Genomic DNA, 19333 nt, shown 5'->3' on the forward strand with positions numbered 1-19333 from the left:
AGGGAGGGCAGTGATATGGATATCAGCGGCGGGGTGCCGTCGGTGCGGGCGCGGCCGCCTGCGCCAGCGCCTCGTACAGGACGTGCTCGCTCTGCACTCCCAGCAGGACCGGGCCGTCGGCGATCCGGAAGAGGGGCGCGCCCGTGACGCCGTGGTGCCGCAGCCGGTGCAACTCGCCGCGGAGCTCCTCCGCCGCGGGGGAGGTGCGGGCCAGCACGCCCGGTCCGTACGGCGCGAGGTCCACCCCGCACTCCTCCGCCACGTCCCGCAGCACGTCCTCGGCGGCGATGTGCTCGCCCTCGGTGAAGTGCGCGCGGAACAGCCGTTCGACCACGGCCTCGGCGCGGCCCTGTCCGGCGGCGAGTGCGATGAGCAGGTGGGCGCGGAAGGTGCCGGTGGCGACGGCCAGGTCGTAGCGGAGTCCGAGTCCGTCGCGGGCGGCCTGCCAGGTGAACAGCTCGGTCTGGGTCGCGGCGTACGAGCCGAGCGCCCGTTCCAGCACGGGCATCAGGAGCTGGGGGCTGTCGGAGGCGGCCGGGGCGATCTCGTACGGGCGGAAGGTGATGCCGACCGCGGTGCCGCGGGCGCGGAGGCGGTCCGCGGCGCGCACGAGGCGGGTGAACCCGATGTAGGAGTGGACGCAGATGACGTCCAGCACCATGTCCGCCTTGACCACCCGGATCCCCCCTCCGCGCTCGCCGGCCACCGCTTACTTGCCGGTCGGTTGGCTAGCCAGGACGGAACGTAGGACATGGCCTGTGGACCGTCAAGCGGGAATGTCAAGGAATGGGTGCCGATGCACGCCTCACGAGGTGACGGGTTCGGGTCCGTTCCACGCCCCATGTCCGCTGCCCCTATGGCCACTTGGCCACCACGCGACCATTCTGACCACGACAATGTATGTATTGCGTGTCGGTGATGTCGCGGTCGGCCGCTGCGAGCCCGCCGGGGGCCTTTTCTGCGGCATGATCTCCACTCTCCCTGGCATGTGCGGCGGCGGCCCGGCACGCCCACTTGCTTGCCGGCGCGGCCAGTTGGGACAGCGGGAAGGCGGACTGCCAGCTGACCGGGCGTCAAGTAGGTTGCCTGGGGGGCGACAGGTTCACGACAACGGCAGGAGAGACCCATGGGCAGCACCCCTCAGGCGCGCAGGAGCGACACCCGGGAGCGCATCCAGAAAACGGCCCTGGACCTCTTCGTCTCGCGTGGTTACGAGAAGACGTCGCTACGGGAGATCGCCGAGGAGCTCGGCGTCACGAAGGCGGCGCTGTACTACCACTTCAAGACGAAGGAGGACATCCTCGGCGCGATCTCCAGCGACCTGGGGAGGCCGGTCGACGAACTCATCGCCTGGGCGGAGGAACAACCGCCCACGATGGAGACGAAGCGGGAGCTGCTGCGGCGGTACAGCGCCGCGCTCGCCTCGGCCATGCCGATCTACCACATCCTGCAGGAGAACCAGGCGACGCTGCGGGACCTGGCCGTCGGCCGCGAGCTCAGCGACCGGGTGACCGCGATCTCGCGGCTCATGCACGCGGGTGACCTGGAGTTCGACTGTCGCATGCGGGTCGCCAGCGCGGTGCTCACCGTGCACTTCGGGGCGTTCACGCCGTGCGCGGCGACGGTCGGCACGGCGGAGCAGCGGCGGGCGGCGCTCCTGGACGTGGCCCTGACCACGCTGTCCGGCGCGCAGACCCCGACGATGTCCCCGGACCCGGCCTGAGACTCACCCGGCGGTGCCGGGCCCTTGCCGGACGCGGCACCTGCCACGCCCCGGTCCGCACGACACCGCCGGGGCCCCCTCCCGCCGCGACGGCGAACAACCCCCACCCACGCCACCGGCGGTGCCGAACAAGCCTTAGGCCGCACGGCACCGCCGAAGGCCACCGTCATGGCACATCACCGCTGCGGCGGAAGAGAGGCAGCCGGCGCGCCACCGTCCCACCGCCGCCCGACCGAACACCGCCGCCGCCACGGCGGGCAACCCCCACCCACGCCACCGGCGGTGCCGAAACGGCCCCAGGCCGTACGGCATCACCCAGCCGGCCGCCCAGGCCGCACGGCGTCGTCGCAGCACAACACCGCCGCGGCGGAGGGGGCGGCCGGCGCCGAAACCCTCGCTGGGCACAGGCGACACCCCCCACCCCCGCCGGAGGCGCTACGCGCCGACCGGTTCCAGCGTCGCCAGCGCCAGCGCCCGCGCCCCACGGCCCGGGGCCATGTCCAGGCGGGCCAGGACGGCGGGGACGGCAATGGACGGCATGAGGTGCTCGTAGAGAACGATCGCGCGGCGTTCGAGGTCGGCGCGGTCGGAGACCGACTGCGACAGCGCGTTGATCCCCCCGAACGCCCCTACGATCAGCTCCGCGACCTCCGCCGGCACGACGTCCGGTAAGACTTCGCCCCGTTCCTTGCCTTCGGCCAGCAGCCGCGTGTGGAGCTCGATCCACCCGGTGAAGGGCCCACTCCGGTGGAGGAGCGCCGCGGAGCCGTGCTCCATGGTCAGCCGCACGCTCCCCCGCAGCACGGGGTCGACGAGCAGTTGGTGGGCGAAGACCATGCCGAGGTCGACGAGCCGCTGCATCCGGCACCCCCCGGGCAGGTCCAGCAGCGTGGACGTCGCCTCGGCCTGGGCGTCGATGACGGCGAGTGCGAGGTCCTCTTTCGAGGGGAAGTGGAAGTACAACGCGCCCTTGGTGACCTCGGCCCGGGCGAGGATCTCGTTGATCGTGGCGGCGTCGTAGCCCCGTTCGTCGAACACCACCGCGGCCGCTTCCAGGATGGTCTGTCGAGTCCTGATCGCACGGTCCTGCTTGGCCACGGCACGCCTCCGAATCGATGGGCCCCGCTCACCGCCTCCGCGCGGTGGAGGGCTGGGCATCCAGCGGCCGCAGCCGGTACCGGGCGCGCCCGCGGCGTCGAGCGTATGCAGCACAACCGCGTCAAGGGAGGAGAGCGAACCAGCCAACGTGTATCTATGGGATATCTATGGGAGCGATGAGTCTCACCGGAACCGCGTTCTTCGCCGCGCTGGCCGCGGCGACGGCGGGCGCTGTGCTGGCCACCCTCCTCCTCTGGTCGAGGATTCCCGGCCCGGCCCCCGCCCGCTGGCTCGCGCGCGTGCTGCTGATCGGGCTGTGCCAGGTGACGGCCATCTGCGTGGTGGCGGCGTGGATCAACACGAGTTACGGGCTGTACGCCTCGTGGGACGACCTGCTGGGCCGGGCCGGCGGCAGCGGGCCGGTGGCGATGCCGGGGCCGCCGCCCGACCGCGCCCGCTTCCTGCGCGGGGACGCGGGCATGCAGCAGACGTACGTACGGGGCCCCCGTTCGGCGCTGTCCGGTCAGGTGATGGTGTGGACGCCGCCGCAGTACGACGAGCCGCGCTTCCGCCACACGCCGTTTCCCGTGGTGATCCTGCTGCACGGCATCCCCGGTTCGGCGCAGTCGTGGCTGGACCAGGGCCACATGCCGGCGGCCTTCGCGAAGCTGCTGCGCGCGGGGGCGACCCACCCGTTCATCCTGGCCGTGCCGGTGATCAACCCCGGCGGGCTGGACACGGACTGCGCCGACATCCCCGGCCACAAGATCGCCACCTGGCTCTCCACCGACGTCCCGGAGGTGGTCCGGCAGCACTTCCGTACGGGGAAGGGCCCCCGGTCGTGGGGGCTGCTGGGCATCTCGACCGGCGGCTACTGCGCGGCGAAGCTGCCCCTGCAGTACCCGCGGGTCTTCGGCGCGGGCGCGGCCCTCGACCCCGACCCGCTCAACGGCGAGCAGGGCGCCCTGACCGATCCGGTCCTGCGGGAGCACAACAGCCCCACGTGGCTGGTGGCCCACGCGAAGCCGGCGGGGGCCGGTGAGGGCGTGGGGCTGTTCCTGGCGACGTCGCGGCAGGACCGGTCCAGCCCGCCGTCCCTCATCGAACAGTTCGAGCAGGCCGCGGCCGGCAGCGGCGTCCGGCTGCGGACGATGCTCGCGCCGGCCGGCGGCCACAACTACCACACGTGGATCTCGATGTACCCGGCCGCGTTCGCCTGGCTCAGCGAGGAGCTGGCGGGTCCGGGCGGGCAGGTGCCGAGCGGTCCGCCGCCGGGCGTCCGGTCGCCGGGCGACCAGCCCGCGGACGCCGAGGCTCCGGGCGGCGGCGAGGCTCCGGGCGGGGAGGCCGAGGGCGCCGGTGCCCCGGCCGAAGCCCCCTGATCGCCGACGTCAGTTGTCATCGACGTCAGTCGTTGTCGACGTCAGTTGTTGACGTCCTGCGGGAACGTCATCTGCTTGCTCATCCACTCCAGCGTCGGCCCGACCTCACGCCGCCACGTCGTGAAGTTGTGGCTCCCCGACGGCAGAATGATCTTCGCCGCCGTCATCGGCTCCTTGACGGCCTTGAGGAATTTCTCCGTCTCCTTGAAGTTCTTCTCGCCTTCCTTGCTGCTGGTGACGAGGACCGAGACGCGCGGCGCGGGCAGGTTCTGCAGCCGCCAGATCAGATCGTGCTCGCGCTTGTTCTTCTCGCCCTCCTCGCCGTCACCGAAGAGGTTTCCCGTGGTCAGATCATTCTTGATCTTGTAGTCGGCGGAGAGGGCGCCCGCCACCGGAAACGTGCCCGGCTGCCGCATCGCGAGTTCGAGCGCGCACGTGCCGCCCGAGGAGTACCCCATGACGCCCCAGGCGCTGGGCTCGTGGCCGACCCGGTAGGCGCTCTTGAGCGCCTCGGGCAGGTCCTTGGTGAAGTACGTCTCCGACTGCGGCCCGCCGGGAACGTCCACGCATTCCGTGTCGCGCGGCGGGGCTATCGTCGGCCGCACCATCACGATCACGGTCGGCTGCATCCTGCGCTCGCCGATCAGGTCGCTCGCCGTCTTCGGCACCTTCAGGAAGTGGGAGAGGTTGGTGATCCCGCCGGGGTAGCCGCTGACGGCGATGATGACCGGGAAGCGCTGGCGCTTGTACTGCTCCTGGAAGTACTGCGGCGGGAGGTAGACGAACGCGGGCTCCATGACCCCGGCCCGGCGGGCGACCAGGCGCACCGACTCGACCGTGCCGACCTTGTCCTTCGGCCCCTGCGGGATGTCGGTCTTGTCGATGCCCTCCGTGCCCGTGTGCCGCACGAGCCCGCCCTTGCCCGCGTCGACCGGCGTGGTGCCCGTAGCGCCGTCGTCGGTGACCTGGGTGACCTCGCCCGGCGAGCGGTCGTACTTGCCGATCAGTTCGCCCCACGAGCCGTAGAAACTGTTGGCGGAATTCACCGCGAGCAGCACCGAGGACATGATCGTCAGCTGGGTGACGACGATCGCGCCGAGCCGGCCGAGCAGGGGCAGCACGCCGCGCCCGGAAAGCCGCGGCCAGAGCCAGAGGGTGAGACCGACACACACCACGGCGACGAAGATCACCGTGTACAAGAGCGACCTGCTGGTCAGGCCCATGCGCCCCTCAACTCCCTGCCCCCGCGGTGGGCACTCATGTTCGGTAAAGCGATACTCACCGATGAAGAGGCCGGAATGGGCGGACAGGGTTGCCCTGCACCGATTTCTTACCCTGCTCTTGGCCTGCGCGTGTCCTGCCGGCCCCCCGCCGTTATCGCGCCGGAAACCGGCCCCCTCGGCGGGTGGGTGAGGGTTCCGCTGGGCAAGAAGGGCGCATGGGTGACGTCTTCCTTCGCAGGCTGAGCCGCTGGCAGGCCGACCAGTACCGCGACCAGCTCGCGGACCTGCACGTCGCGGCGTACGACCGCGCGGCGCACGGCGTTACGGCGCGCGACGCCGCGGCGCCCGCGGAGCCGCACGGCCGCGGCCGTCCCGGGCACGAGGAACCGTACGTCGAGCCCTTCCACAGCCGCAGCCGTTTCCGGGAACGGCTCGCCGAGCACTCCGCGCGGCCGGGCTTCGACCTGGTCATCGCGGACTCCGGCGGGCGGCCGGTCGGCTGCGCGTACGGCTATCCCCTGCCGCGCGACAGCGCCCGGTGGCACGGCTTCGCCGGGCCCGTCCCCGGACAGCTGGCGGAGCTGACCGCGGCGGGCCGGGTCTTCGCCGTCGCCGAACTGGTGGTCACGCCCCAAGAGCGCCGCCGGGGCATCGGGCAGCGGCTGCACGACCGGCTGCTGTCCGGCAGCGGCGCGGCGCTCGCGGTGCTGCTCCTCTCCCCCGCGGACGCGCACGCCGCGGCGGCGGAGGCGGCCCGCCGGTCCTGGGGCTGGCAGCCGGCCGGCCGGCTGCGGCTGCCCGCGGCGGGGGACGTCGGGGACGCCCTGGAGGTGTTCGTACGGCCGCTGCGGCGCTGATCGCGGGCCTGCGGCGGGCGACGGGCGGCCTGGCGGCCACGGCTGGCGGGCGACGTACGGCCCGGCGGGCACGGCTAACGGGCGACGTACGGCCCAGCGGGGCGGCGCACGGCCCGGCGGGCACGGCTAACGGACGGCATACCGCCCGGCGGCCACGACTAGCAGGCGGCGTACGGCCTCGCGGCCACGACTAACACGCGGCATACCGCCTCGCGGCCACGACTAACAGGCGGCATACCGCCCGGCCTACGGCCCGGCACATGGCCGGAATTCACCGCCGTACGCACCTCCCCCTGACACGACGTGAAATTCCGTGGCCCCAAGTGGGCGTAGGGGCCGTCCCCCGTGCGTGGGGCGGCCGGGAGTGCCTCGCGAGGGTCTGAGCATGCGGGGAATAGGGGGGCGGCTAGCCTTACGTCACCGTCCCCCAGGGGGATAGATACCCGCAACACGGACATTTCATAGCTCCCGAGACACGTGAAGGACTACTCCACATGGGCATTCGGAGTCTGCTGCGGAACGCGTTCGGCCGGTCCAGGACAGCGACGGCCGAGCGAGACGAAGCGAGCCCGCGCGTGCAGAGCGCGCCGCCGTCCGTGCCCGCGCCTGCCCAGGAGCCGGACCCGGAGCCGCGCGCCGAATCGCGTACCGAATCGCGTACCGAGCCACTCATCGAGCAGCGCACCGAACAGCGCACCGAGCCGGTCGTGGCCCGGCCCCGCACTTCCGCGGAGGAGACCGCTGCCGAACCCGTCCGCGCCCCGGTGCCGCCGCAGCAGGGGGGCGGGGGCTCCGCGCGCGTGGCGGAGCCGGTTGCCGAGCCGGTGACCGGCGGCCCGGCCACCGACGATCCGGACGACGACCGCATCCCCGACCCGGGACCGCTGGATCCGACGCCGCAGCCGGGGCCGACCCCCGGCCCGCGTCCCGGCCCCGGGCCCATGCCGCCGGAGCCGAGCCCGGAGCCCGAGCCGGAGCCGACGCCGATGCCGTCGCCCAAGCCCATTCCGCAGCCCCACCCCGTTCCGCCGGTGGAGCCGGAGCCGGTGCCCGAGCCCGCCCCCGGCCCGGAGCCGGTCCGCAAGCCGGAGCCCGCGCCGGGCCCGACGCCGGAACCGGCCCCCGCGATGCCGCCGCGCGACGAGGCGCCGGCGCGGGCCGCCGCGCAGGCAGCCGCGGAAGCCACCGCACCGGCACCCGCGGAAGCGACCGCCCCCGCCCCCGCCATCAGCCTCCAAAAGCTGGAAACCCGCGCCCCCGGCCTGATCAGCCTCTACAAGGAGGCCGGCGCCTCCCTGGAGAAGCAGGGCCTGACCGGCCAGCGCGCGGCGGTCTACCTCGTCCTCGACCGCTCCGGCTCCATGCGCGAGTTCTACAAGAACGGCACGGTCCAGCACCTCGCGGAGCAGGCCCTCGGCCTGTCCGCCCACCTGGACGACGACGGCACGGTTCCGGTCGTCTTCTTCTCGACGGACGTCGACGGCGTGGCCGAGATCGACCTCGGTACCTATGAGGGCCGCATCGAGGAACTCCACTCCTCCATGGGCCACATGGGCCGCACCAACTACCACTGGGCGATGGAGGCGGTGATCGAGCACTACAAGAAGTCCGGCTCGACCGCCCCGGCGTTCGTCATCTTCCAGACGGACGGCGGCCCGTACAGCAAGCCGGCCGCGGAACGGGCCCTGTGCGAGAGCTCGAACCTGCCGATCTTCTGGCAGTTCGTCGCCTTCGGCGACCCGGAGGGCAAGGGCTTCGACTTCCTCCGGAAGCTGGACGACCTCCCGGTCCCGGAGAAGCGCGTCGTGGACAACGCGGGCTTCTTCCACGCGGGCCGCGACCCGAAGTCCCTCACGGACGCGCAGCTCTACGCGGAGCTGATGGTGGAGTTCCCGGACTGGCTGAAGGAGGCCAGGGCGGCGGGCATCGTCGAGGGCTGAGCCCGGAGGCCCGTGCCGGGGCGGGCATCGCTACCGCCCCGGCGCGGGAATTTCCACCGTCACCCGCAGCCCCCCGCCCCGGTTCGGCGCGGCGGTCGTGCGGCCCCCGTGGGCCCGGGCGATGGACTGGACGATGGACAGGCCCAGGCCCGTGCCGCCGGACAGCCGTTCCTTGCCCCGCCCCCGCCGGAACGGCTCGAAGAGGGCCGGGATGTCCGCCGCGGCCACGACCGGGCCGGAGTTGCGGACCACCAGCCGGCCCGGTTCGACGATCACGTCGACGTCTCCGCCGCGGTGGTTGTACTCGACAGCGTTCCGCAGCAGGTTCCCGGTGAGCTGCCCGAGCAGGACGCGGTTGCCCCGCAGCGGCGCCCGTTCGCTGCGCACGGACAGCCGCACCCCCGCCCGCTCCGCGCGCCCCGCGATCGCCGCGGTCTCCTCGGAGACGATGTCGGCGAGGTCGAGCGGGTCGAGGCGCTCCAGGCCGCGGTCGCTGCGGGCGAGCAGGAGGAGGCCGTCTATGAGGCGTTCGGAGCGGCGGTTGGCCTCCAGGAGGGTGGTGCGTACGTGGGCGAGCTCGTCCGGGGACGGGTCCCCGTCGAGCCCGACCTGGATGGCCGTGCGCTGCACGGCGAGCGGCGTCCGCAGCTCGTGCGAGGCGTTGGAGATGAAGCGGCGCTGACCCTCGAACGCGCCCTGCACGGGGCGCAGGCAGCGGCCCGCCGTCCACCAGCCCACCCCGACCGCCAGCAGCGCCGTCACGAGCAGCGCCGCGGCCGACCACATGATCATCTGCTGGGAGGCGGCGGCGCTGACGTCGCCGGAGATCCGGTACGCCGTCCATGCGCTCACCTTCTCCCCGGGCCGGACGAGCTCGATGGGTACGGCGTTGCGCGCGATCGTCGTCGCCCGCTCCTGCGTGCCGGCGCGCGAGAGCAGGTTCACGGTGAGCAGGAGGGCCGCGCCGAGGACCAGGAAGATCCCGCCGAAGGCCGCGGCGATACGGGTACGGGCCGTGAGGAACGGCCGTCTCACGGGTTTTCCCCACACGGGTTTCACAGGGCGTACCCCACGCCCTGCACCGTACGGATCAGCGCCGGCTCCCCGAGCTTGCCGCGCAGCTTGCTCATTGCCACGCGCACCGCGCCGGTGAACGGGTCGGCGTGCGCGTCCCAGGCGCGCTCCAGGAGCTCCTCCGCGCTGACGACCGCCCCGTCCGCCTCCAGCAGCAGCTGCAGGATGGCGAACTCCTTGGGCGAGAGGTCGAGGTCCCGCCCGTCCCGGTCGGCGGTGCGGCGCACCGTGTCGAGCCGCAGGCCCGCCTTCTCCAGCAGCGGCGGGGCCGGGCGGGCGCTGCGCCGCCGCAGGGCGCGCACCCGCGAGATCAGCTCGGGGAACTCGAACGGCTTCGGCAGGTAGTCGTCGGCACCCAGGTCCAGCCCGGCCACCCTGTCCTCCATCGACCCGGCGGCGGTGAGCATCAGGATGCGGGTGCGGGAGCCTCCCGCGACCAGGTGCCGGGCGACGTCGTCGCCGTGCACGCGCGGCAGGTCGCGGTCGAGGACGACGACGTCGTAGTCGTGGAGGGAGAGGTAGGCGATGGCCGCGTCGCCGCTGTAGACGGTGTCCACGGCGAACCCGGCCCTGCGCAGGCCCGTCGCGACCAGCTCGGCCAGTATCTCTTCGTCCTCGGCGACCAGTACCCGCATGGCTCCACCCGTCTCCTCTGGAGGCTGTCTCCTCTGGAGGCCGTCTCCTCCCGGAGGCGGTCCTCCGAAGGCCGTCTCCTCCGGCGTCAGTGCGTCTCCCTCCCAGAATGCGGTGTACACCAGGACATGTTTCGCAAACCTCTCCTACGCGCTGCCCGCGCCCCCGGGAAGCCTCCGCGCGCCCCGTGCACGCGGTTACGTTCCGCTGATCGAACAACTACTGTTGGTAATCACAGAGTCACTCTGCGGATACAGGAGCCCTCTCATGGCCGTTCCCGGCGAGGCCGTCCCCAGCGAGGAAGGCGAGGTGCGCACGTCCCACGCGGGCACGTTCGCCTCCCTGCAGGACGCCGTCGACTTCGTCACCCTCCCCCCGGGCGAGGGCAGCGGCGAAGCCGGCTTCTCCTACCGGGCGGACGGCCAGGTCGACGTCGTGTACTTCCACTGAGGCCGGCCGAGGCCGCCGGTCGAAGACCGCCGGTTCGAGGCCGCCGGTTCGAAGGCTTCCTCCGGGGCATCCGCCGAGGCTTCCTCCGGGGCTCCTTTGAGAGGGAGGGGGAACCGGGTGGCGGGAGGGGCAGCCCCCGCCACCCGGTCACAAGGGTGACCGGAGCATCCCCCGGCTACGGCTCGGGCGGGAGCGCGCCCAGAGCGGCCACGGCCCGCTCCTGCCGGGCGTCGAGCTCCGCCTTCACCGCGGCGAGCTCCTTCGCGTTCCGCTCGATCTCCCGCCGCTGGTACGCCGCGTCCACCGTGAACCACGCGCCCACCACGTTGTGCTCCTCCTTGCACCGCGCATCGGCGGTCGCCGCCTCCCGCTCCTTCGCCGACGGCCGGGGCGTACGCCACGCGGGGTCGCCGCTCGCCTGCAGCGGATCTCCGTACGAGGCGAAACCGCGCTGCTTCATGCAGTCCGCCCACCGGGCGAGGACACCGGCCACGCGGGGGTCGCGCTTGGCCTTCTCGAAGCTGCCGGCGTTGATCCGGTCGGCGACCGGCGCGTCGCCGCCCGCCTCGGCCCCGTCCGTACGGAGCGCGGCCCGCGCCTCGCCCAGACAGCCCCCGGCGGGCACGGTCCGCCCGCCCACCCGCTGCCCGCCCTTCGCCGCGCCGCTGCCCGGCTTCGCCTTCGGGTCGTCCGTGCCGGTCAGCACGACGCCGGCCTCGGCGGAGAGGGACGGCGGCGGCGCGGGCGGCGGGGGCGGCGTCCGCGGGCTGCCGGGCGGTGCGAAGCCGTAGCGGGCGGCCTCGGCGGGATCGGTGACGCCGTAGCGGTACTGCGTGCGGGTCCTGGGCCGGAAGGGGGTGACCGGGTCAGGCGGCCGGTAGGTGATGCCGAAGCGGTTCATGCAGCGTTCGACGAGGGTGCGCTGGGCGGCGTCGAGCCGGTCGGCCTGGTCGTTGGTGAGGAGGTAGGGGTCGATGGGGAGGGAGGAGTTGGCGGCGGTGACGAGCCTGGGGATGGCGGAGACATCCGGCACGGGGGCGGACGCGGACCGTCCCGGCTCACCGGAGCCCGAGGAACAGCCGGCGACGGCCAGCAGGACGGCCACGGCGGTGGCAGTGCGGGCGCCCCGCCGTCTGCGAGAGGCGGGGCAGGCCGTACGGGCCCGCAGCCCGATCACCTGGACCGGCCGGACGCGTTGACGATCGCCCCGGCCGCGGCCGGGCGCCTGCATCGCATGCGAAGACCCTCCTGTCCGTCCGTGCGGCGAGAGTGCCCCGCCCGTGACGACGGGCGGGGCAGGGTGCGCGACGGCGGCTCGATCACCCGAACTTGCCGGACGCGTTGTTGTTCCGCAGCTCGGGAATGAGGTTCGCCGCGCCGCCGGCCGCGATGCGCTGGTGCACACCGTGGTAGTTCGGGCTGTAGTAGATCGTGATGGCGTTGTTGAAGTCCCAGTTGTCGACCGACGCCGCGTTGTTCCGCACGACCAGGCCCGAACCGGAACCGCCTCGTGTCGAACTGCTCGTCACGAAGTGGTTGTTCCCGTAATTCGGGTCGTTGTTGTACTGCTTGTAGATCGCGCCCGTGTAGTTCTGGTGGTAGAACAGGCACGCGTAGCCGGACGAGCAGCTCTCCGCGAACCGGTCCGCCGAAGCGGAAGCCGGTGTGGTGGCCAGGAGGCCCGAACCCGCGGTCGCCATCGCGATCGCCCCGGCCACGGCCAGACGCTTGAATCGCATACGAAAGCCCTCCCTGTATCGGCTGATCGGCTGTTCGACTGGTTCGGCTGTTCGGCTGGTTCGACTGTTCGGCTGTTCGGCTCTTGCAGGAAGCGTTCCGGATTTCGGACGCCATCCTGTCCGGCGGCCGGGACGAAGAACAGCGCCTTCGAACCTCATCGAAACGCGCAGCTCGAATTCACGAGCGCGGACCCCGTACGGGTCCGCACGTGCAGCACGCTCGCCCCGTGCGGCACGGTCCTCAGCAGGCCCGCGTCCCGCAGGGCCGAGAGGTGGTGGCTCACCGTCGGCGCGGAGACCCCCACGCGACGGGCCAGTTCACCGGCCGTGCAGGCCGTTCCGGCCGCGATGAGGATCCCGGCGCGCGTCGCCCCCATGAGGCGGGCGAGCGCCTTGTCGCCGGGCGGCTCGGACTGCGGCTGGGCGGCCGGGTGCACGAGGACGGGCGGCGCGTCCGGGTCCTCGGGCAGGTGCCCCACGCCGTGACAGAAGTGCGACGGCTGGAGCACCAGCCCCCTGCCGCGGAGGGCGTAGTCCCGGTCCACGGCACTGCGGACGTGCAGCGTCGGCGGCAGCCACCGCATGGTGGGCGCGTAGCTGCGCAGCAGCCCGTTCACCCCGCCGTCGAGCAGCGCCCGGATCCGCAGGGCGCGGTCGCCGTCGACGCTCGCACGGATGTCCTCCCAGTACGGAGCGACGGCCACCTCCCGGTAGTCCTCCGGCGGGCCGCCCGTGTGCGGCATCCGGGCGACGACGTCACGCCGCCAGGCGGCGTAGCGCGGCGGGACCACCCGTCTTCGTAAGTGCCGCAGGCTCAGCACCAGTTCCCAGGAGGCGTCCGGTGCGGTCGCGACACGGGTGTTCAGGAGATCGGCTTCCGTGAAGTGAATACGCAGCACCGCGGCAGAGTGTCAAGGACGGTACGGGGGCACCAGTCGAAATGCGGCTCGGGTGCACTTTGGCCGACTTCGCGCCGTCCGCGCGGGGGATCAGGTCCCGGGAGAGCCGCCGCCACGGGCGATGGCGCGGAGACGGGTGACGCGGGTGCGGACGTCGGCGGGGTCGGGCCGGTCCGGGGCCGGTTCGACGCCCCGGCAGGCGCGGCAGAGGCCGTCGGGCAGGGCCTCGGGCGGGCCGGGGATGCCGCAGACGGTGCACTCCATCATCCAGCGGGGCGGTGAGGGCTGCGACGGCGGTGCAGGTTCCGCCTGCGCGGCGGGCGGAAGCAGGGGAGGCACCCTGTCGATGAGCCTCTTGCGAGTGAAAGCACCCGGGCATTGGACGACGTCCGGGAGGTCGTGCGTGAGGATCCGCGCGAAGGCCAAGGGCGTGATCCCCCGCGCGAACCACTCGGCAGCGAGGGGTTCGAGGGCGGCGCACTCCGCTGCCGACAGCGTCAGGCGGGGGTCCGAACAGCCGAGGGTGGCCAGGGCGATGTAGGCCTGGGAGCACGTGGATTGCGGCCGGCCCTCGGGCGGTTCCCCGGCCGGGGGCGCGGGGGCGGCAGGGGCGGCAGGGGCCGCGGGCGGGCCCTCGGTGCGCTCCAGGAACGCGTCCCACCAGGCGTTGTCGCGGGCGGTACGGGAGAAGAACCAGCGCGACACCCACTGCGTACGGCCCTCGCCGACCACGCGCCTGATGCGGCGCAGGTGACCGGCGTCGGTGAGGGCGAGCAGCGCCTTCGCGACGGCCTGCTGCCCGTAGTTCGGCAGCTCCTTGGCCAGGGTCTTGATGTCGACGGCCGCACCGTCGGGAAGCCGGTCGATGTGGGCCGCGATGTACGCCTCGCGGGTGGGCAGATGCGCGAAGTCGTCCCGGCCGCGGGGGGCTTGCTCGGGAGCGGAACGCTTCCCGTACCCGGGCGCGGCCATGGGGGCAGCGGTAAGGTTGGCAACAGCCACGAGATCAACGCCTTGATCTTGTTGGTCAGACCCCGGCTCGGTGCTCTAACACCGGACCGGGGTCGCTTTGTTGTGGCGCACGCTACACGGCGAGCGCGCGGCGTGGCGACTCGGTTGCGGAAAGTCATACGGGTGTGCTTACGCGCGTGCTTGCGCGCGTCCGCGCGAGGCTTGGGTGGGAGGGTGGGAAGAATCCTCCCACCCATTCCGTGTATGGATCGCTCGGATCCCGGCCCCCGAATCCCGAAGCTCGGCGTGGCGGCCATACGGTCAGTCAGGCGGCCCCCGACCGCCCCTCCTTGGTCCCGAACCCCGAGCTCCGGGACGGAATGTCAGAGGCTGCTGGCAGCATCGCCGCCATGAACGCCACCCGCACCACCCCGCCCCGGCCGCTCGACGTCGTCGCGGTCTTCCCTGACCTGGGCCCGCTGGCACGCCCGGCGATCCGGTTGCATCCCCGCCCCGGGTCCCCGTCGCCGCACGACAGCTCGGTCGGCGGTCCGCTCCTGTGGCCCGCCGACGAGCCGTGGCCGTACTGCGACGAGGTGCACGGGTTGTACGACAGTGCGACCGACGAGGAGTACGAGGGCCCGAACCCCATGGTGCCCGTGGCCCAGCTGTACGTGCGCGACGCACCCCTGCTGCGACCGCCCGCAGGGGCCAATCTGCTCCAGGTGCTGTGGTGCCCCTGGGAGCACGAGCCGGACGACAAGCCTCCGACCGCACTGGTCTGGCGATCCGCCGCCGAGGTCACCGACATCCGCGCCGCGCCGCCCGAGTCGGTCGAGGGGGAATACGAAGGCTACTTGCCGGTGCCGTGCGTGCTCGCGCCGGAGCGGATCACCGAGTACCCGGACTACTTGGAGCTGAGCAAGGAGTTGCAGCAGCAGCTGAAGGACTGGGACAGGTGGCAGGCAGCCGACGCCGCTGTGGACAGCTCCTACGCTCCCTACCCGCAGGCGTTCTACGGGAGCGAGCTGGCCGAAGCCCCGGGCTGGAAGGTCGGCGGCTGGGCCCCGTGGGGCCTCACCGATCCCGTCGCCCGGTTCTGCGCCGATTGCGGCGCCGGCATGGTCCCGCTGCTGACCATACCCTCGAACGAATGGGACAGCGGCACCAAGAGTTGGGTCCCGTACGAGGATCGGGACCTCGCCGAGTCCGGCAACGGCGGCGTGTCGAACCCGCCCAGGGTCCATATCTCCAGGACCAACCATCTGCAGCTCTACGTCTGCCCGGAGTCCCCGGACCACCCGCACACCGACCTGATCCAGTAAGCGCACGGGTGCGCCGTGCGGCGCCGCCCCGCCGGTGGATTTCCGCGCGACCGGCGCCCGCAGGGCACTTGAACGCCGCGCCTGGCGACTTCCGGCCCGGCCGCCCGGCCACGACGGTGGCGAGCCGAGCGAATGCGCCCATGACGGCCCCAGCCACCGTGCGGCAGCAGCCCGCTCCCCATCAGCCCCGGGCTGATGGGGAGGTCTCCTTGCGCGCCCGCATCCGTGACGGCGGGAGTACGGCGGCCGGCCGCCCACCGGGCGTCGGACACCCGACGGGGCTGAGCCCCCACCCCTCCCCCCGCTGCCAGCCTGTTCTGACCAGCACCCGATCCACGGAACTCGGCCCAGTGGGGGCCTTTTATGCCGCGGCGATGTAGGTGAGGAACCCAGCCCAGGCGGGGGCGCCTACGGCGAGCTGGCAGCCGGACCTTCTCTTGGAGTCGCGTATGTGCACGGCAGGGGGTTCGACGGCTATATCAACGCACGCGTCTCCATCTTCGTCGCTGTAGCTGGACTTGTGCCATGGCAACGCCACCTCAACGCACTCACTGCCCTCCGCGTCGCTGCGGCTGGATTTACGCCACGCTATTCCCACCTCAACGCAGTCACTTCCCTCACCATCGCTGTAACTGGATTTGAACCATATGAGGCCGTCGGTCATAGGTCACTCACCATCTGCTCGATGAAACGCTCGGATTCTTCGACGCTGAGGGCCTACATCCGGATCATGCCGTGCCGTTGCATCGCAATCGCAACATTGTCCGGCTCTCCGGTGAAGAAGCTGATCGATTGCCCCTCGGCGAGCATGAACTGCTGATGATTGAGGGTCTCCAGGAAGACAATCGGCCCGCTGAGGGCGTCCGAGAAGCCCCGGCTGAAGGGCAGCACCTGAATGCTGACGTTACGCAGCTTTCCCACCTCAAGCAGGTTCAGCAGCTGTTCCTTGTAGGCCTCCGTGCCACCCATCGGGCACCGAAGGGCCGCCTCATAGATCACGAAGCTGCACTGTGGCGAAGGCTTGCGCGTGAGCAGCGCCTGACGCGCCATGCGGGCCGCTACGCGCTCGTCGACCACCTCGTCCTCCAAAGGCGGATGGTTGCTGCACATCAGCGCCCGCGCGTACGCCTCCGTCTGGAGCAGCCCCGGGATGAGAAGCGGCTGATAGCTCCACAGCGTGAACGCTTCCTTCTCGGTCGCGATGAACTCCTTCGACCGCTCCGGAAACTTCTCCCGCGTGAGATACGAAAGCCCCGCCTTCAGCTTCCCCCGCGCTCCGAACAACTCATCCGCGATCTCCGCCATCCTCGGCGGGCACGCCCGCCTCCCCTGTTCCACAGACCGCACCATTTCCGCGGAATAGCCGACCGCCTCAGCCACCTCCTCCCGCGTCATCCCCGCCTCCTGCCGCCACATCATGAACTGGTTTCCCAGATACCGATGGTTGCCCGGAAGGAAAACCTCACCCATGGACCCGCACCCTCCCCTGCTACAGATGGCATACCCTCTGGCCAAAGATTCCGCACATCACTGGCCGTATCCATCTCGTGACCGATCAGGCTAGCCATCTGTGGGCATCAATATGGCGTGAGCAGAGAAAATCCCCCTCCCCTCCCTCTCAGCTACGCAGTAGACACCCGCACCAACCGCCTCGGCCAGGTCATGGACCAGGACCTCCACGCCGGGCGCGTACACCTGCGCCCCCCGCAAGGCGGAGTGGAGTGGGACTGCCCTCCCGAACACACCCGCCCCGCGTCCGAAGCGGAAGCGCTCCGCGCCCGCGTCGCGCGGCTCAACGCGCTGAGCAGGTGGGGGCTGCAGTGACCGCACACACCCCCCGCGCCGTCTACCGCTACGGCACCTGGACCCTCGCCCCGGACCGCGAGCCCGACGCCGAGCCCGTCACGTACGCCATGCAGTGCGCCGTGTGCGAGGACCGATCGGACGCACTGGAGGATCCCGCGGACGCGCAGGCGTGGACGTTCCGGCACGCCGGCCGGCACCCCTCCCACCACACCTACCGGGAGGTGATCACCCGGCCCTGGCGGGCCTGGATGGCCTGAGGAATGGCCTGAGGAATGGCCCGAAGAAACGGCGCGCGGTCACCCCTGGTCGCTCGGATACGCTAAAGGTCTCCATATACACCCGCGACCAGGGAGCAGCCGCAATGGCTCGACACCTCATCACCAGCGCCCTTCCGTATATCAACGGGATCAAGCACCTGGGCAACATGGTGGGGTCCATGCTCCCGGCGGACGTGTACGCCAGGTACCTCCGCCAGACCGGTCGCGAGACGCTCTACATCTGCGCCACCGACGAGCACGGGACCCCGGCCGAGCTGGGCGCCAAGGAGCTCGGTCTGCCCGTGGACGAGTTCTGCACGAAGCAGCACGACGCGCAGAAGGCGATCTACGACGGCTTCGGCCTGTCCTTCGACTACTTCGGCCGCAGCTCCTCCCCGGAGAACCGGGAGATCACCCAGCACTTCGCGCGGCAGCTGCAGAAGAACGGGTTCATCGAGGAGCGCTCGATCCGCCAGGTCTACAGCCTCGCCGACGGCCGCTTCCTGCCCGACCGCTACATCGTCGGCACCTGCCCGCACTGCGGCTACGACAAGGCCCGCGGCGACCAGTGCGAGAACTGCACGCGCGTCCTGGACCCGACGGACCTGATCGACGCCCGTTCGGCGATCAGCGGCAGCAGCGAGCTGGAGGTCCGCGAGACCAAGCACCTCTTCCTCCTCCAGTCGAAGCTCCAGGGCGAGGTCGAGGCGTGGATCGACGAGCACGGCAAGGACTGGCCGGTCCTGGCGTCCTCGATCGCCCGCAAGTGGCTGACCGAGGGGCTGAACGACCGCGCGATCACCCGTGACCTGGACTGGGGCGTGCCGGTCCCGGCGGACACGTGGCCGGAGCTGGCGGCCGAGGGCAAGGTCTTCTACGTCTGGTTCGACGCCCCGATCGAGTACATCGGCGCCACCAAGGAGTGGGCGGCCCAGGACCCGGAGAACCGGGACTGGAAGTCCTGGTGGTACGAGGCGACGGACGTCCGCTACACCCAGTTCATGGGCAAGGACAACGTCCCGTTCCACACGGTGATGTTCCCGGCCACCCAGCTCGGCGTCCGCGAGCCGTGGAAGAAGGTCGACTACGTCAAGGCCTTCAACTGGCTCAACTACTACGGCGGCAAGTTCTCCACGTCCCAGAAGCGCGGTGTGTTCACGCACGACGCCCTGGAGCTGCTGCCCGCCGACTACTGGCGCTACTTCATGATGGCGAACGCCCCCGAGTCGGACGACACGTCGTTCACCTGGGAGCTGTTCTCGGCCACCGTGAACAAGGACCTCGCCGACGTCCTGGGCAACTTCGTGAACCGCGTCCTGTCGTTCTCCAAGAAGCGCTTCGGCGACGAGGTCCCGGCCGGCGCCGAGGCGGGCGAGGCCGAGGCCGCCCTGGGCCGCGAGATCGCCCAGCTGCTCCAGGAGTACGAGGAGCACATGGAGGCCATGCAGTTCCGCAAGGCCGCCCAGGCCCTGCGCGCGCTGTGGAGCGCGGGCAACTCGTACCTGGAGACCAAGGCCCCCTGGCTGGAGATCAAGACCGACCCGGAGGCGGCCGCGCTGACGCTCCGTACGGCCATGAACCTCATCCACCTCTACTCCGTCGTGTCGGAGCCGTTCATCCCGGCGTCGGCGGCGGCCATGCGCCTCGCCTTCGAGCTCGGCGACGACACGAAGACGTGGGTCACGGCCGACGAGGCCCGCTCGCTGTCCTTCCTCCCGGCCGGTACGCCGTTCAGCGTCCCGCCGGTGCTCTTCGCGAAGATCACCGAGGACGACCTGGCGGCCTACCGCGAGCGCTTCGGCGGCGGCGAGGAGACGGCGGCCTAGTCTCCCCGCCACAGCAGCCGCAGAGGGCCCGGAACCGTACGGTTCCGGGCCCTCGCCCGTACCCGTTGATGGATCGGTAATCGTCCGTTGAGGCCGGCCGAGCAGGCTGAGCATCGCAGACGTACGGGGGAAGCACGGAGACGAGGAAGA

The 19333-nt window shown here is 71.5% G+C and carries 19 protein-coding genes; 8 read left to right on the forward strand and 11 right to left on the reverse strand.

The window, feature by feature from the left end; genetic code table 11:
* Positions 1-22: 22 nt before the first annotated feature.
* The gene (locus tag ACOTKD_RS34575) at positions 23-676 is read right to left on the reverse strand and encodes a DsbA family oxidoreductase (protein ID WP_424892951.1); all 654 of its coding nucleotides are present in this window, start codon (positions 674-676) and stop codon (positions 23-25) included.
* A gap of 450 nt (positions 677-1126) precedes the next feature.
* Between ACOTKD_RS34575 and ACOTKD_RS34580 the strand changes: the two genes are divergently transcribed.
* Complete coding sequence (locus ACOTKD_RS34580; protein WP_424892952.1) at positions 1127-1723, forward strand: TetR/AcrR family transcriptional regulator; 597 nt, start codon at positions 1127-1129, stop codon at positions 1721-1723.
* A gap of 435 nt (positions 1724-2158) precedes the next feature.
* Here the strand turns inward: ACOTKD_RS34580 and ACOTKD_RS34585 are convergent, their stop codons facing one another.
* Positions 2159-2821, reverse strand: coding sequence for a ScbR family autoregulator-binding transcription factor (locus ACOTKD_RS34585; protein WP_424892953.1), 663 nt, complete (start codon positions 2819-2821; stop codon positions 2159-2161).
* A gap of 176 nt (positions 2822-2997) precedes the next feature.
* Between ACOTKD_RS34585 and ACOTKD_RS34590 the strand changes: the two genes are divergently transcribed.
* Positions 2998-4203: an alpha/beta hydrolase gene (locus ACOTKD_RS34590; RefSeq protein WP_424892954.1), complete on the forward strand. Its 1206-nt coding sequence runs from the start codon at positions 2998-3000 to the stop codon at positions 4201-4203.
* Between the two features lie 41 nt (positions 4204-4244).
* Here ACOTKD_RS34590 and ACOTKD_RS34595 read toward each other — a convergent pair whose 3' ends face one another.
* The gene (locus ACOTKD_RS34595; protein WP_424892955.1) at positions 4245-5426 is read right to left on the reverse strand and encodes an alpha/beta hydrolase; all 1182 of its coding nucleotides are present in this window, start codon (positions 5424-5426) and stop codon (positions 4245-4247) included.
* A gap of 215 nt (positions 5427-5641) precedes the next feature.
* On the opposite strand from ACOTKD_RS34595, the gene ACOTKD_RS34600 reads away from it, so the two are divergent.
* Together ACOTKD_RS34600 and ACOTKD_RS34605 are read left to right on the forward strand one after the other, a co-directional pair.
* Positions 5642-6283 (forward strand): GNAT family N-acetyltransferase, encoded by a 642-nt coding sequence (locus tag ACOTKD_RS34600; RefSeq protein ID WP_424892956.1) that lies wholly within the window; start codon positions 5642-5644, stop codon positions 6281-6283.
* 494 nt (positions 6284-6777) lie between these two features.
* Entirely contained in the window at positions 6778-8223 is a 1446-nt protein-coding gene (locus ACOTKD_RS34605; RefSeq protein WP_424892957.1) for a VWA domain-containing protein, read from the forward strand.
* 30 nt (positions 8224-8253) lie between these two features.
* On the opposite strand, the gene ACOTKD_RS34610 is transcribed toward ACOTKD_RS34605, so the two are convergent.
* Together ACOTKD_RS34610 and ACOTKD_RS34615 are read right to left on the reverse strand one after the other, a co-directional pair.
* On the reverse strand, positions 8254-9282 hold the full coding sequence (locus tag ACOTKD_RS34610; RefSeq protein WP_424892958.1) for a sensor histidine kinase: 1029 nt from the start codon (positions 9280-9282) through the stop codon (positions 8254-8256).
* Entirely contained in the window at positions 9279-9932 is a 654-nt protein-coding gene (locus ACOTKD_RS34615; protein ID WP_424892959.1) for a response regulator transcription factor, read from the reverse strand. Before ACOTKD_RS34615 ends, ACOTKD_RS34610 begins: the two co-directional genes overlap by 4 nt.
* A gap of 265 nt (positions 9933-10197) precedes the next feature.
* Here ACOTKD_RS34615 and ACOTKD_RS34620 point away from each other — a divergent pair, with 265 nt between their 5' ends.
* Entirely contained in the window at positions 10198-10380 is a 183-nt protein-coding gene (locus ACOTKD_RS34620; RefSeq protein ID WP_106675610.1) for a hypothetical protein, read from the forward strand.
* A 175-nt stretch (positions 10381-10555) separates the two neighbouring features.
* On the opposite strand, the gene ACOTKD_RS34625 is transcribed toward ACOTKD_RS34620, so the two are convergent.
* The 4 genes from ACOTKD_RS34625 to ACOTKD_RS34640 all read right to left on the reverse strand — a co-directional run bounded on the left by ACOTKD_RS34625 (position 10556) and on the right by ACOTKD_RS34640 (position 13990).
* Positions 10556-11611, reverse strand: a complete 1056-nt coding sequence (locus ACOTKD_RS34625) for a hypothetical protein (protein WP_424892960.1) — start codon at positions 11609-11611, stop codon at positions 10556-10558.
* 88 nt (positions 11612-11699) lie between these two features.
* Positions 11700-12119 (reverse strand): peptidase inhibitor family I36 protein, encoded by a 420-nt coding sequence (locus ACOTKD_RS34630; RefSeq protein WP_424892961.1) that lies wholly within the window; start codon positions 12117-12119, stop codon positions 11700-11702.
* Positions 12120-12274: 155 nt separating this feature from the next.
* Positions 12275-13018, reverse strand: coding sequence for an ArsR/SmtB family transcription factor (locus ACOTKD_RS34635; protein WP_424892962.1), 744 nt, complete (start codon positions 13016-13018; stop codon positions 12275-12277).
* A gap of 90 nt (positions 13019-13108) precedes the next feature.
* A complete protein-coding gene (locus ACOTKD_RS34640) occupies positions 13109-13990 on the reverse strand; it encodes a hypothetical protein (protein WP_424892963.1) in 882 nt (293 codons plus the stop codon).
* A 389-nt stretch (positions 13991-14379) separates the two neighbouring features.
* On the opposite strand from ACOTKD_RS34640, the gene ACOTKD_RS34645 reads away from it, so the two are divergent.
* A complete protein-coding gene (locus ACOTKD_RS34645) occupies positions 14380-15294 on the forward strand; it encodes a hypothetical protein (RefSeq protein WP_424892964.1) in 915 nt (304 codons plus the stop codon).
* Between the two features lie 361 nt (positions 15295-15655).
* Here the strand turns inward: ACOTKD_RS34645 and ACOTKD_RS34650 are convergent, their stop codons facing one another.
* Entirely contained in the window at positions 15656-15958 is a 303-nt protein-coding gene (locus ACOTKD_RS34650; protein ID WP_424892965.1) for a DUF397 domain-containing protein, read from the reverse strand.
* A gap of 53 nt (positions 15959-16011) precedes the next feature.
* A complete protein-coding gene (locus tag ACOTKD_RS34655; protein WP_424892966.1) occupies positions 16012-16764 on the reverse strand; it encodes a helix-turn-helix domain-containing protein in 753 nt (250 codons plus the stop codon).
* Between the two features lie 350 nt (positions 16765-17114).
* Here ACOTKD_RS34655 and ACOTKD_RS34660 point away from each other — a divergent pair, with 350 nt between their 5' ends.
* Together ACOTKD_RS34660 and metG are read left to right on the forward strand one after the other, a co-directional pair.
* A complete protein-coding gene (locus ACOTKD_RS34660) occupies positions 17115-17357 on the forward strand; it encodes a hypothetical protein (RefSeq protein WP_424892967.1) in 243 nt (80 codons plus the stop codon).
* A 104-nt stretch (positions 17358-17461) separates the two neighbouring features.
* Positions 17462-19183 carry a methionine--tRNA ligase gene (gene metG / locus ACOTKD_RS34665; RefSeq protein ID WP_424892968.1) on the forward strand — a complete coding sequence of 574 codons (1722 nt, stop codon included), beginning with the start codon at positions 17462-17464 and terminating at the stop codon, positions 19181-19183.
* The last annotated feature ends 150 nt before the right edge of the window (positions 19184-19333 follow it).

The sequence above is a fragment of the Streptomyces sp. XH2 genome, from assembly GCF_049725035.1.
Taxonomy (GTDB): domain Bacteria; phylum Actinomycetota; class Actinomycetes; order Streptomycetales; family Streptomycetaceae; genus Streptomyces; species Streptomyces roseoverticillatus.

Bases quoted from the DNA above. Each gene is read 5' to 3' on its own strand.
- ACOTKD_RS34655 (WP_424892966.1), bottom strand. From the start codon at position 16,764: ATGGGTGAGGTTTTCCTTCCGGGCAACCATCGGTATCTGGGAAACCAG.
- metG (WP_424892968.1), top strand. From the start codon at position 17,462: ATGGCTCGACACCTCATCACCAGCGCCCTTCCGTATATCAACGGGATC.
- ACOTKD_RS34600 (WP_424892956.1), top strand. From the start codon at position 5,642: ATGGGTGACGTCTTCCTTCGCAGGCTGAGCCGCTGGCAGGCCGACCAG.
- ACOTKD_RS34645 (WP_424892964.1), top strand. From the start codon at position 14,380: ATGAACGCCACCCGCACCACCCCGCCCCGGCCGCTCGACGTCGTCGCG.
- ACOTKD_RS34605 (WP_424892957.1), top strand. From the start codon at position 6,778: ATGGGCATTCGGAGTCTGCTGCGGAACGCGTTCGGCCGGTCCAGGACA.
- ACOTKD_RS34630 (WP_424892961.1), bottom strand. From the start codon at position 12,119: ATGCGATTCAAGCGTCTGGCCGTGGCCGGGGCGATCGCGATGGCGACC.
- ACOTKD_RS34615 (WP_424892959.1), bottom strand. From the start codon at position 9,932: ATGCGGGTACTGGTCGCCGAGGACGAAGAGATACTGGCCGAGCTGGTC.
- ACOTKD_RS34640 (WP_424892963.1), bottom strand. From the start codon at position 13,990: ATGGCCGCGCCCGGGTACGGGAAGCGTTCCGCTCCCGAGCAAGCCCCC.
- ACOTKD_RS34595 (WP_424892955.1), bottom strand. From the start codon at position 5,426: ATGGGCCTGACCAGCAGGTCGCTCTTGTACACGGTGATCTTCGTCGCC.
- ACOTKD_RS34620 (WP_106675610.1), top strand. From the start codon at position 10,198: ATGGCCGTTCCCGGCGAGGCCGTCCCCAGCGAGGAAGGCGAGGTGCGC.
- ACOTKD_RS34650 (WP_424892965.1), bottom strand. From the start codon at position 15,958: ATGACCGACGGCCTCATATGGTTCAAATCCAGTTACAGCGATGGTGAG.
- ACOTKD_RS34625 (WP_424892960.1), bottom strand. From the start codon at position 11,611: ATGCAGGCGCCCGGCCGCGGCCGGGGCGATCGTCAACGCGTCCGGCCG.
- ACOTKD_RS34590 (WP_424892954.1), top strand. From the start codon at position 2,998: ATGAGTCTCACCGGAACCGCGTTCTTCGCCGCGCTGGCCGCGGCGACG.
- ACOTKD_RS34580 (WP_424892952.1), top strand. From the start codon at position 1,127: ATGGGCAGCACCCCTCAGGCGCGCAGGAGCGACACCCGGGAGCGCATC.